The organism is Pseudescherichia vulneris, assembly GCF_902164725.1.
Lineage (GTDB): Bacteria > Pseudomonadota > Gammaproteobacteria > Enterobacterales > Enterobacteriaceae > Pseudescherichia > Pseudescherichia vulneris.
Window position 1 is genome coordinate 2,665,282 of the sequence record NZ_LR607338.1, and the last position, 12,941, is coordinate 2,678,222.

Here is a 12,941-nt window from a genome sequence, read left to right on the forward strand (position 1 = left end):
CTTTAACACTGAGGCGTGATGACGAGGCACTACGGTGCTGAAGTGACAAATGCCCTGCTTCCAGGAAAAGCCTCTAAGCATCAGGTAACACGAAATCGTACCCCAAACCGACACAGGTGGTCAGGTAGAGAATACCAAGGCGCTTGAGAGAACTCGGGTGAAGGAACTAGGCAAAATGGTGCCGTAACTTCGGGAGAAGGCACGCTGGTGTGTAGGTGAAGCGACTTGCTCGCGGAGCTGAAACCAGTCGAAGATACCAGCTGGCTGCAACTGTTTATTAAAAACACAGCACTGTGCAAACACGAAAGTGGACGTATACGGTGTGACGCCTGCCCGGTGCCGGAAGGTTAATTGATGGGGTTATCCGCAAGGAGAAGCTCTTGATCGAAGCCCCGGTAAACGGCGGCCGTAACTATAACGGTCCTAAGGTAGCGAAATTCCTTGTCGGGTAAGTTCCGACCTGCACGAATGGCGTAATGATGGCCAGGCTGTCTCCACCCGAGACTCAGTGAAATTGAAATCGCTGTGAAGATGCAGTGTACCCGCGGCAAGACGGAAAGACCCCGTGAACCTTTACTATAGCTTGACACTGAACATTGAGCCTTGATGTGTAGGATAGGTGGGAGGCTTTGAAGCGTGGACGCCAGTCTGCGTGGAGCCAACCTTGAAATACCACCCTTTAATGTTTGATGTTCTAACGTGGACCCGTGATCCGGGTTGCGGACAGTGTCTGGTGGGTAGTTTGACTGGGGCGGTCTCCTCCTAAAGCGTAACGGAGGAGCACGAAGGTCAGCTAATCCTGGTCGGACATCAGGAGGTTAGTGCAATGGCATAAGCTGGCTTGACTGCGAGCGTGACGGCGCGAGCAGGTGCGAAAGCAGGTCATAGTGATCCGGTGGTTCTGAATGGAAGGGCCATCGCTCAACGGATAAAAGGTACTCCGGGGATAACAGGCTGATACCGCCCAAGAGTTCATATCGACGGCGGTGTTTGGCACCTCGATGTCGGCTCATCACATCCTGGGGCTGAAGTAGGTCCCAAGGGTATGGCTGTTCGCCATTTAAAGTGGTACGCGAGCTGGGTTTAGAACGTCGTGAGACAGTTCGGTCCCTATCTGCCGTGGGCGCTGGAGAACTGAGGGGGGCTGCTCCTAGTACGAGAGGACCGGAGTGGACGCATCACTGGTGTTCGGGTTGTCATGCCAATGGCACTGCCCGGTAGCTAAATGCGGAAAAGATAAGTGCTGAAAGCATCTAAGCACGAAACTTGCCCCGAGATGAGTTCTCCCTGAGACTTTAAGTCTCCTGAAGGAACGTTGAAGACGACGACGTTGATAGGCCGGGTGTGTAAGCGCAGCGATGCGTTGAGCTAACCGGTACTAATGAACCGTGAGGCTTAACCTTACAACGCCGAAGATGTTTTGGCGGATTTGAAAGACGATTTTCAGCTCAGATTCAGACTGACGTGCGCAATAATTTGCGCAGCAGCAAGGCGGCCAGCGAAGGAAAGGAAGGAGCATACTGAAGTATGTGACTGACTTTGCGAGCGCAGGCAACGCGGCTGATGCGATAAAGTATTGCGTACCGAGCACAAAGAATTTGCCTGGCGGCACTAGCGCGGTGGTCCCACCTGACCCCATGCCGAACTCAGAAGTGAAACGCCGTAGCGCCGATGGTAGTGTGGGGTCTCCCCATGCGAGAGTAGGGAACTGCCAGGCATCAAATAAAACAAAAGGCCCAGTCGAAAGACTGGGCCTTTTGTTTTACCTGTTGTCTGTCGGTGAGCGCTCTCCTGAGGAGGGACAAATCCGCCGGGAGCGGATTTGCACGTTGCGCAGCAACGGCCCGGAGGGCGGCGGGCAGGACGCCCGCCGTAGCTGCCAGGCATCAAACAAGCAGAAGGCCATCCGTAAGGATGGCCTTTTTGCGTTGCGGCAGACAGACGCCCGGTGCGCTGTGCTTACCGGGCNAAGCGTAGCACCGCCCGGCAATACGATCCTAATGAATAACCTGCGAAAGAAACGCACGGGTACGTTCTGATTTCGGATGGGCAAAGAACTCTTCAGGCGGAGCCTGTTCGACGATCTCCCCGCGATCCATAAAGATCACGCGGTCGGCAACCGTACGGGCAAAGCCCATCTCGTGCGTCACACACAGCATGGTCATTCCCGACTCCGCCAAACCAATCATGGTATCGAGCACCTCCTTGACCATCTCCGGATCCAGCGCAGAGGTGGGCTCATCAAACAGCATGATTTTAGGTTTCATACAGAGCGAACGGGCAATAGCAACGCGCTGCTGCTGTCCGCCCGAGATCTGACCAGGGAACTTATGCGCATGCTCGGCGATACGCACGCGCTCAAGATAGTGCATCGCCAGCGCTTCGGCCTCTTTCTTAGGCATTTTACGCACCCAGATAGGTGCGAGAGTGCAGTTCTGCAATACCGTCAGGTGCGGGAAGAGGTTAAAGTGCTGAAACACCATTCCCACCTCCTGCCGTACCTTCTCAATATTGCGGATATCTTCATTCAGTTCGATGCCGTCTACAACGATACGGCCCTGCTGATGCTCTTCCAGATGGTTAATGCAGCGAATGGTTGTTGATTTACCTGACCCGGAAGGACCGCAAAGTACAATACGCTCCCCCTGCTTTACGTTCAGGTTAATGTCTTTCAGTACATGGAACTGCCCATACCACTTATTTACGTTCTCGAGCGTAATCATCGCGTCGGCAGATTGCATAGTCATATTACTCATGGTGATCCTCAGTGCGGTGTACGCCCGGTGTTAAAGCGCTTCTCCAGATGCTGGCTGTAGCGCGACATGCTAAAACAGAAAATCCAGTAGACCAGTGCGGCAAAAACGTAGCCTTCCGTCGACATACCTAACCACTCAGGATCGACCGTCGCCTGCTGCACGCTGCTAAAGAGATCGAACAGGCCGATGATGATCACCAGGCTCGTGTCTTTAAACAGCGCAATGATGGTGTTCACCAACCCTGGGATAACCATCTTCAGCGCTTGAGGAAGGATCACCAGTCCCTGGGTTTTCCAGTAGCCCAGCGCCAATGATTCAGCGGCTTCATACTGTCCCTTGGGCAGCGCCTGCAGCCCGCCTCGTACGACCTCAGCCACGTAAGCCGACTGGAATAGAATCACCCCTACCAGCGCCCGCACCAGCTTATCGATGCTGGTCCCTTCCGACATGAACAACGGCAACATCACCGAGGACATAAACAGCACGGTGATCAGCGGCACGCCACGCCAGAACTCAATAAAAATCACAGACAGTATGCGCACCACCGGCATGGTTGAGCGTCGGCCTAGCGCGAGTAAGATCCCCAGCGGCAACGCGCCGGCAATCCCGACGGAGGCGATAATCAGTGTCAGCGTCAGGCCGCCCCACTGGCGTGTTTCGACACGCTCAAGTCCGAAAAAGCCACCGTACATCAGCCCCCATACAACCAGCGGATAGATCACCGCCCAGCAGGCAATGTAGCGTCCGCGTTTGGGCAGCCCATTCCAGAACATTGGTACAATCGAGAGCAGGCCAATCACCAACGCGGTGTTGATGCGCCAGCGCTGGTCATGGGGGTAGAGGCCATACATAAACTGGCCGAATCGTTCATGAATAAAGACCCAGCAGGCGCCCTCCTTGGTGCAGTCCGCACGGGTAGTACCAATCCAGTTCGCCTGAAACAGCGCCCAGTTCAATAGGGGAGGAATAAGCTCCCACATTAACCACAGAGCGACCAGCGTCAGCAGGCTATTCGACCAGCTGGAGAACAGATTTTTTCGCGCCCACTGGAGATAGCGTCCACTACCGGCACGAGCCGGGCGCGCGGGGTGAGACAGAAGTGCTTTTGTCATCATGGATCCTTAGCGCTCGACCAGGGCGATACGACGGTTATAGATGTTCATTAGCAGGGAGATCGTCAGGCTAATAATCAGATAGACCGACATCGTGATAGCAATCGTCTCGATAGCCTGCCCGGTTTGGTTCAGCACCGTGCCGGCAAACAACGACACCATATCGGGATAACCGATTGCGGCCGCCAAGGAGGAGTTCTTCACAATGTTGAGATACTGGCTCGTCAGGGGTGGAATAATCACCCGCATCGCCTGCGGGATAATGACCTGGCGCAGCGTCACCGGATTAGGCAAACCCAGCGAGCGTGCGGCCTCATGCTGCCCAAAGGGCACCGACTGGATACCCGAGCGGATGATTTCAGCAATAAATGCGGAGGTATAAACCGACAGGGCCAGGGTCAACGCCGCCAGCTCCGGGATCAGCGCCATGCCGCCACGGAAGTTAAAGCCGCGCAGCTCGGGAACATCCCAGTGTAGCGCCGCACCGAATAGCCAATGAGAGAGCAGCGGCAGCAGAATAATCAACCCGAGCGCGGTGGGCCATGTCCGCCGCAGCTGGCCTGTCTTCATCTGATGCGCCTTGTTAAAGCGGTACACGCCCACGGTAATGGCGATAGCAATCAGCATCGCTACAATGAAACCGACCATACCTTCGCCAAACGCGGGGGCCGGGATATAGAGTCCACGGTTGCTGAGAAACGCCAAATCGAAAGCGCTTACCGCCTGACGCGGCCCCGGCAGGTTGCGCAGCACGGCAAAATACCAGAAGAAGATCTGCAGCAGCGGCGGGATATTACGGAAGGTTTCGATATAGATCGTCGACAGCTTGCGCAGCAGCCAGTTTTCAGACAGGCGTGCCAGGCCGAGGAAGAACCCCAGAAACGAGGCAAAAACAATACAGAGAGCAGAGACCAGCAGCGTATTGAGCAGGCCGACCAGGAACACGCGACCATAGGTATCACCCTGCTCGTAATCGATCAGATGCTGAACGATACCGAATCCGGCCCCGCGATCGAGAAAGGCAAAGCCGGAGGTGATACCCCGGTTGCTCAGGTTAGTCACGGTGTTGTGTATCAAATAGATCGCGACGCTGACAACGGCCACGATAGCGATGATCTGAAACAGCCAGGCTCGAACCGCGGGGTTAGAAAGGGAGAACGATCCTTTAACGGTTGGGCGGCGTTGGGACATAGGAAAACCTCGGTAACCTTAACTCTGGGCTGGGCACTGCCTGCGCAGTGCCCGTTACAGCACTCTACCTTAGCGTACCGGTAACTTAGCGCACCGGCGGTGCGTACTGGATCCCGCCGTTATTCCAGAGGTTGTTCTGGCCGCGTTTGATCTTCAGCGGACTTTCCGATCCCACGTTACGCTCGAAGATTTCAGCGTAGTTACCGACTTTCTTGATAATGTTGTAGGCCCATTTGTTATCAAGCTTCAGATCCTTGCCGTAGTCGCCCTCTTTGCCTAACAGATGCGCCATATCTGGGGTAGCTGGGTTAGCCGCTTTCTCATCAACGTTTTTAGAGGTAATGCCCATCTCCTCTGCGTTCAGCATCGCGAACAGGGTCCAGCGAACGATGGAGAACCACTCTTCGTCACCGCGACGAACCACCGGGCCCAACGGCTCTTTGGAGATCACTTCCGGCAGAACGATCCACTCGCCCGGCGTGCTCAGCTTGATGCGCAGGGCATAGAGCTGGGACTGGTCAGAAGCCAGGGTATCGCAGCGGCCGGACTCCAGCGCCTTCGCAGACTCATCGGAGCGGTCAAAGGTGACCGGGGTATACTTCATGTTGTTGGATTTGAAATAGTCCGCCACGTTCAGCTCGGTATCAGTACCGGCCTGGATGCAGACGGTCGCGCCATCCAGCTCTTTGGCACTCTTCAAGCCCGCTTTATTGTGGGTCAGGAAGCCGATGCCGTCATAGTAGGTCACGCCGGTGAACGCCATGCCCATGCCCGCATCGCGAGAAGAGGTCCAGGTCGTATTACGCGAGAGCACGTCGACTTCCCCAGATTGCAGGGCGGTGAAGCGCTCTTTCGCCGTCAGCGGGGTGTACTTCACTTTGGTGTCATCGCCAAAGACGGCAGCGGCGACGCCACGGCAGACGTCCACATCAATCCCGGTAAACTTGCCGTTGGCATCTGCATAGGAGAAACCTGGCAGCCCATCGCTGATACCGCACTGTACAAAGCCCTTACTCTTTACGGCATCCAGCGTTGCGCCAGCATGTGCCTGGTTTACAACAGCAAACAGCGCACCGGCGGCAGCCAGGCTGGCGATCGTCATCTTTTTCATAATGCATCCTGTGTGGCGAAATTATTGTTATAAAGAGGCGCTCGGGAGACGCCTGAAACCTGTCTGTGGCGTTGGCCATACTCTTTAAAGCAAAGGTAGTGCCAGGTTTGCGGAAGGCGGAAAAGGGGAGTTCTCCCCGCAATATGCAGAGTGTAGACAGGAAAAAAAGTATCTAGCGCTCCGTAATGGTGCGAAATTCAAACCTACGCCACAAAACAGAGCAAAATAGTTTCGCTACGGAAGGATTAAAAACAGCAGGATGGAAAAAGCGCGAAAAAACGGTGGGGTGTTTGAACCAGAAAGCGCCGCAATTTTAACAGGGCAGCAGGATTGCACCGGGGCGGAGCAAAAAAGAAGGCGTGGGGGAAGCCACGCCTTGAGTCAGATTATTTAGTTAAGGCCACAATACCCAGCGTCAGGCCAGCAATCGCGGCAGCACCGCCAGCCACAGCCCCTGCGGTTTCCCAGTTATCCTGAGTCGTTCCTTTCATACAGGTATTGGTATGCACCAGTCGGCCCTGATCGTCATAGGTTGGTACACACGGAGAGTCATGGGCACAGCCTGCCAGAACGGTAGATAACAGTGCAACGGCAATTAATTTTTTCATGGTCACATTCACCTCATTTATGTGAATGGCGGTATTGTACCACTGGCCGCGGCGGGAACTTATGCCTCTATTCTTACAAAGCGTGTCTAATGTAAAAAAGATGGAGAGAAACGGCTCCGGAGAACGGATTAAGGAGAAAAGATGGAGCTAGAGCGCTCTGAGGTTATGCGCTTCGCTTAACTTTTCTCTCGTCAGGCGTGGTGCGCAGCATAACCAGCAGCCCGTCAACCAGCTGTGGAGCCAGCGCGGCAAGGTCGAAACATTGGCCCAACATCAGCCAGTTTTTAACAATTCCGCTCAGGTATCCCTGGATGATAATCAGCGCTGTTTCCACGCTGCCGCTTAAAAACTGTGGATCCTGCTGCTGGCATTCCTCTAACATCTCGGCAACGTTTACAGGATTAAAAAACAGTCGTTCACGTATCTCTGCTTCCGAGGTCATATTTTGTGTAAATTCGCATTTATGGTAAAGAATTTCTACGAGCGCTTGTTCGAAGGGGCTTTTTGCAATTAAACGCAGGGCTTCTGTTACGCTATGGCGGAATAATCCTTGCGGATCGTTGCTAAAATGTAACCGCGCTTTACGATCTATCCGCTCTCTTAATGGCCGTTGTTCCTGCCAGATAGCGTTAAATAATTCTGTTTTATTTGTAAAATGCCAGTAAATAGCACCGCGCGTCATATTTGCTGCGCAGGCGATATCATCCAACGTCGTATTGGAAAAGCCCTGCTGCGCGAATGTTAAAATAGCGGTATCGATTAATAGCTGCCGTGTTTTGGCTGCCTCTTCTTTCGTCTTTTTTGCCATACTTGTCACCGTCAGGCCAAAAGCGTGATTTACATTTGTTGAATAAAATACACCCGGAAACGTACTATCTATCCTTGCATTTTTTTGTTGTTCATTCAACATAGCGCCACTATTTTCGCTATGCGTTAATAAATATTCATTCTATGAATGTTATTAAACAAAGTATTTATTTGGGTAATGAATGCTGACGCCATCCGGTAATAAATCCGGTGATGAAAGAGAAAAGGTAATACGTTTATATGGCAAAGTTCTTTATCGACCGCCCAATTTTCGCCTGGGTACTGGCGATTATTTTAATGCTGGCTGGCGCGCTGGCCGTCATTAAGCTGCCTGTTGCGCAGTATCCCACGATTGCACCGCCCGCCATTGCCATTAACGCTACCTATCCCGGCGCGGATGCGCAGACCGTGCAGGACACGGTCACCCAGGTGATCGAACAGAACATGAACGGCCTCGATAACCTGATGTATATGTCCTCGACCAGCGACTCCTCGGGCGGCGTCACGGTCACCTTAACCTTTAATTCCGGGACCGATCCCGATATTGCCCAGGTTCAGGTGCAGAACAAGCTGCAACTCGCTATGCCGCTGTTGCCGCAGGAGGTACAGCAGCAGGGTATCAACGTCAAAAAATCGAGCAGCAACTTCCTGCTGGTCATGGGCTTTATTTCAGATGATGGCAGCATGTCGCAGGATGACATTGCCGACTACATCTCTTCCAATATCAAGGATCCGGTGAGCCGCACGGAAGGGGTTGGGGACATTCAGCTGTTTGGCGCGCAGTATGCGATGCGTATCTGGCTCGATCCCAGCAAGCTCAACCAGTATCAGCTGACTACCCTCGACGTAGTTAATGAAATCAAAGCGCAGAACAGCCAGATTGCTGCCGGGCAGCTGGGGGGGACACCTTCGCCAGCAACGCAGCAGCTTAACGCCTCAATTATCGCCCAGACCCGTCTGCGGACGCCGCAGGAGTTTGGCAACATTACTCTAAAAGTGCAGGCGGATGGTTCGCGCGTGCTGCTGCACGACGTTGCCCGCATTGAGCGCGGCGGTGAAAACTACAACGTCGTGGCCCGCTATAATGGAAAACCCTCGGCGGGGCTGGGTATTAAGCTGGCGACGGGGGCGAATGCGCTCTCCACCGCCGATGCGGTTAAACAGCAGATGGCGCATCTGCAAACCTATTTTCCCCACGGCCTGAAGCTGGTTTACAGCTACGACACGACGCCGTTTATCAACATCTCTATTCGGGAAGTGTTCAAAACGCTGTTTGAAGCAATCGTACTGGTCTTTCTGGTGATGTATCTCTTCTTGCAAAACCTACGTGCGACGCTGATCCCTACCATCGCCGTACCGGTGGTGCTGCTGGGCACCTTTGCCGTGCTGGCAGCGTTTGGCTACTCCATCAATACGCTCACCATGTTTGGCATGGTACTGGCCATCGGCCTGCTGGTGGATGACGCCATTGTCGTCGTGGAAAACGTCGAGCGCGTCATGACTGATGAAGGGTTGCCGCCAAAGGAGGCGACGCAGAAGTCGATGAGCCAGATCCAGGGCGCGCTGGTGGGGATTGCCATGGTGCTCTCTGCTGTGTTTATCCCCATGGCCTTTTTTGGCGGATCGACCGGGGTCATCTACAGGCAGTTCTCTATTACTATCGTCTCGGCGATGGCGCTCTCGGTACTGGTCGCCCTGATCCTGACGCCCGCCCTGTGTGCGACGCTGCTTAAACCGGTGCAGCATGATAAGACCCACCGGCTTTTTAGCCGCTTCAATCACCTGTTTGAGCAGAGTACCCGGCACTACACCGGCAGCGTGCAAAAACTGCTCCACTGTACGGGGCGGTATATCGTTGTTTATGTCGTGATCGTGATTGGGATGGCGGTGCTGTTCTTACGGCTGCCGACCTCATTTTTACCTGAAGAAGATCAGGGCGTATTTCTGACGATGGTCACGCTGCCCGCCGGGGCGACACAGGCGCGGACGGAAAAGATCATGCATGAGGTCACGGATTACTACCTGACCAAAGAGAAAAAGAACGTTGATTCCGTGTTTACCGTCACCGGCTTTGGCCTGAACGGTAAAGGGCAGAATAACGGCCTGGCCTTTGTACGCCTGATGCCGTGGGCGCAGCGTGAAGCCAAAGAGGATCGCGTGGGTGCTATCGTAGGCCGGGCCACGAAAGCCTTTAGCCGCATCAAGGATGGGATGGTTTTTGCCTTCAACCTGCCGGCCATTACCGAACTGGGCACCGCTACAGGGTTCGACTTTGAGCTGATCGATCAGGCGGGGCTGGGCCATACGGGGTTAACCGCCGCGCGTAACCAGTTGCTGATGCAGGCGGCACAGCATCCGGACATGCTGGTCAGGACGCGGCCCAACGGTCTGGAAGATATGCCCCAGTTCAAACTCAACGTCGATCAGGAGAAAGCTCAGGCGCTGGGCGTCTCATTAAGCGATATCAATAGCACCATCGCCACCGCGTTGGGCAGCACCTACGTGAACGACTTCATTGATAACGGGCGCGTAAAAAAGGTTTATGCCCAGGCTGATGCGCCTTATCGCATGATGCCGGATGACATTAATACCTGGTATGTTCGCAACCAAGCCGGCGGCATGGTGCCGTTCTCCAGCTTCTCCAGCGCCCGTTGGATCCAGGGTTCACCACGCCTGGAACGCTATAACGGCCTGCCTTCTATGGAGATCCTCGGCGAGGCCGCGCCGGGTAAAAGCAGCGGCGAAGCGATGAAGCTCATGGAGACGTTGGCGTCGCAGCTGCCTGCTGGTATCGGCTTTGACTGGACCGGCATGTCCTATCAGGAGCGGCTGTCAGGTAACCAGGCTCCGGCGCTGTACGCTATTTCGTTGGTGGTGGTTTTCCTTTGCCTCGCTGCCCTGTATGAGAGCTGGTCGATTCCTTTCTCGGTCATGCTGGTCGTGCCCTTGGGCGTCGTGGGCGCGCTGCTGGCGGCTAGCCTGCGCGGCCTGAGTAACGATGTCTATTTTCAGGTAGGCCTGCTCACCACCATTGGCTTATCGGCAAAGAACGCCATTCTTATCGTCGAGTTTGCCAAAGACCTCATGGATAAAGAGCACAAAAGCCTTATCGATGCCACGCTTGAAGCGGTCAGAATGCGTCTGCGTCCAATTCTGATGACCTCCCTGGCCTTTATTTTAGGCGTTATGCCACTCGTGCTCAGCACCGGTGCAGGCAGCGGCGCGCAAAATGCGGTCGGCACGGGCGTAATGGGGGGAATGATCGCGGCAACGCTGCTGGCAATATTCTTTGTACCGGTATTTTTTGTCGTCGTCTGTCGACGTTTAACAAAATCGAGCCACGCGAATGTACAACAGTAATAACTATTTCTCTTTCCGATGAACCATTAATTATTCATCGGGCTGATTAAATAATTTCATTCATTGATATGAATTATTTTTTATCGTGGATTTTGCGGTTAACGCCGTGCGTTGTGTTTTTGAGGAACTGCAATGAATAAATTTGGTGAATGTTTCCGCCTGTCGTCATTAGTTTTAATTTCGGCGGGTCTACTCAGTGGCTGTAATGATAACGGCGACGGTGCGAAAAAAGCCGCTGCGCCGGAGGTCAGTGTCTATCAGGTAAAAGCTGCACCGCTGGCGGTCACCACAGAACTCCCCGGCAGAACCGAAGCGTTTCGTATTGCCGAGGTGCGGCCCCAGGTAAGCGGTATTATTTTACGGCGTAATTTCGTGGAGGGGGCTGATATTACCGCCGGCCAGTCGCTTTACCAGATTGATCCTGCGACCTATCAGGCGGACTACGCCAGCGCGCAGGGCGAGTTAGCGAAGGCTCAGGCGGCGGCGAAAATTGCCCATCTTACCGTTAAGCGCTACCAGCCGCTCGTCGGCACGCAGTACATCAGCCAGCAAGAGTATGACACGGCCATTGCCGATGCTCAGCAGGCTGACGCCGCGGTCCAGGCCGCAAAGGCAGCCGTTGAGACAGCAAGAATTAACCTCGCCTATACCCAGGTTCGTTCGCCGATTAACGGCCGCATTGGCAAATCAGCCGTCACCGAAGGGGCGTTGGTGACCAACGGTCAGAGTTCCGCGCTGGCAACAGTGCAGCAGCTGGATCCCGTATATGTCGACGTTACCCAGTCGAGCAATGACTTTATGCGCCTGAAGCAGGCCGTTGAGCAGGGCAATCTGCAAAAAAACAGCGATAAAACGGACGTCGAGCTGTTGACCGAAAACGGCCAGCGCTACCCGCTGAAAGGCACGCTGGAGTTCTCAGACGTGACCGTTGATGAGAGCACGGGCTCAATCACCATTCGGGCTGTGTTCCCTAACCCAAATCACACCCTGCTACCGGGTATGTTTGTCCGGGCGCGTATCGACGAGGGCGTGCAGCCCACAGCCATTCTTGTGCCGCAGCAGGGGGTAACCCGTAACGCCCGTGGTGATGCCACCGTGCTACTGGTCAACGCTAAAAATCAGGTTGAATCACGCAACGTCGTCGCGTCACAGGCCATTGGCGATAAGTGGCTCATTACGGACGGTCTGAAAGAGGGCGAAAACGTCATCGTCAGTGGATTGCAGCGGGTTCGTCCTGGGGCCACGGTGACTATCGCCCCGAGCGCAGCAGACCAAACCGCCGCCGCGCATTAATCGTATAATCCCAATGAGAGCAAAAGATGGCTAAGTTTTTTATCGATCGTCCAATTTTTGCCTGGGTGCTGGCAATTATTTTGATGATTGCCGGGGCGCTGGCAATCTTACAGCTGCCCGTCGCGCAATACCCGACCATTGCGCCGCCGGCGATCGCCATTAGCGCTACCTACCCGGGAGCCGATGCCCAGACGGTGCAGGATACCGTCACGCAGGTTATTGAGCAGAACATGAACGGCATCGATAACCTGATGTACATGTCCTCGACCAGCGACTCGGCGGGAGGCGTCACGGTGACGCTCACCTTCAAATCCGGAACGGATCCAGACATCGCTCAGGTCCAGGTGCAGAACAAGCTGCAGCTGGCGATGCCGCTGCTGCCGCAGGAGGTTCAGCAGCAGGGGATCAGCGTCGAGAAGTCCAGCAGTAGCTTTTTAATGGTGGTGGGCTTCACCTCTGAGAACAAGAGTCTGGATCAGGACGATATTTCCGATTACGTCGCGTCTAATATTAAAGATCCTATTAGCCGTACCAACGGCGTCGGCGACGTGCAGTTGTTCGGTGCCCAGTACGCGATGCGTATCTGGTTGAACGCCGATCTCCTCAATAAATACAACCTGACGACGGTCGATGTTGTTAACCAGATCAAGGTGCAAAACGATCAGATTGCCGCTGGTCAGCTCGGTGGTACGCCATCGATCCC

General features: G+C 54.4%; 9 protein-coding genes, 1 rRNA gene and 2 other annotated features. Of the genes, 4 read left to right on the top strand and 6 right to left on the bottom strand.

Annotated elements, in window-relative coordinates:
- Positions 1–142: 142 nt before the first annotated feature.
- Positions 143–508: a sequence feature (23S ribosomal RNA rRNA prediction is too short), on the top strand.
- Between the two features lie 9 nt (positions 509–517).
- Positions 518–1,390: a sequence feature (23S ribosomal RNA rRNA prediction is too short), on the top strand.
- 211 nt (positions 1,391–1,601) lie between these two features.
- Positions 1,602–1,717: ribosomal RNA gene (rrf, locus tag FN633_RS11100) — 5S ribosomal RNA — on the top strand.
- Between the two features lie 280 nt (positions 1,718–1,997).
- Here rrf and FN633_RS11105 read toward each other — a convergent pair.
- The 6 genes from FN633_RS11105 to FN633_RS11130 all read right to left on the bottom strand — a co-directional run bounded on the left by FN633_RS11105 (position 1,998) and on the right by FN633_RS11130 (position 7,586).
- Positions 1,998–2,756 (bottom strand): amino acid ABC transporter ATP-binding protein, encoded by a 759-nt coding sequence (locus FN633_RS11105; RefSeq protein WP_103821412.1) that lies wholly within the window; start codon positions 2,754–2,756, stop codon positions 1,998–2,000.
- 8 nt (positions 2,757–2,764) lie between these two features.
- Positions 2,765–3,868 (bottom strand): amino acid ABC transporter permease, encoded by a 1,104-nt coding sequence (locus FN633_RS11110; RefSeq protein ID WP_154057758.1) that lies wholly within the window; start codon positions 3,866–3,868, stop codon positions 2,765–2,767.
- A gap of 9 nt (positions 3,869–3,877) precedes the next feature.
- Positions 3,878–5,059: an amino acid ABC transporter permease gene (locus tag FN633_RS11115; RefSeq protein ID WP_154057759.1), complete on the bottom strand. Its 1,182-nt coding sequence runs from the start codon at positions 5,057–5,059 to the stop codon at positions 3,878–3,880.
- A gap of 85 nt (positions 5,060–5,144) precedes the next feature.
- The gene (locus tag FN633_RS11120; protein ID WP_042389966.1) at positions 5,145–6,170 is read right to left on the bottom strand and encodes an amino acid ABC transporter substrate-binding protein; all 1,026 of its coding nucleotides are present in this window, start codon (positions 6,168–6,170) and stop codon (positions 5,145–5,147) included.
- 386 nt (positions 6,171–6,556) lie between these two features.
- Entirely contained in the window at positions 6,557–6,778 is a 222-nt protein-coding gene (locus tag FN633_RS11125; RefSeq protein ID WP_042389968.1) for a putative periplasmic lipoprotein, read from the bottom strand.
- 163 nt (positions 6,779–6,941) lie between these two features.
- Complete coding sequence (locus tag FN633_RS11130) at positions 6,942–7,586, bottom strand: TetR family transcriptional regulator (RefSeq protein WP_154058915.1); 645 nt, start codon at positions 7,584–7,586, stop codon at positions 6,942–6,944.
- 239 nt (positions 7,587–7,825) lie between these two features.
- Here FN633_RS11130 and FN633_RS11135 point away from each other — a divergent pair, with 239 nt between their 5' ends.
- From FN633_RS11135 to FN633_RS11145, 3 genes are all read left to right on the top strand, one after another.
- Complete coding sequence (locus FN633_RS11135; RefSeq protein WP_154057760.1) at positions 7,826–10,945, top strand: efflux RND transporter permease subunit; 3,120 nt, start codon at positions 7,826–7,828, stop codon at positions 10,943–10,945.
- A gap of 132 nt (positions 10,946–11,077) precedes the next feature.
- Positions 11,078–12,238 (top strand): efflux RND transporter periplasmic adaptor subunit, encoded by a 1,161-nt coding sequence (locus FN633_RS11140; RefSeq protein WP_154057761.1) that lies wholly within the window; start codon positions 11,078–11,080, stop codon positions 12,236–12,238.
- 26 nt (positions 12,239–12,264) lie between these two features.
- Positions 12,265–12,941, top strand: a 677-nt coding sequence (locus FN633_RS11145; RefSeq protein ID WP_208674199.1) for an efflux RND transporter permease subunit, incomplete at its 3' end; no start/stop codon positions are given.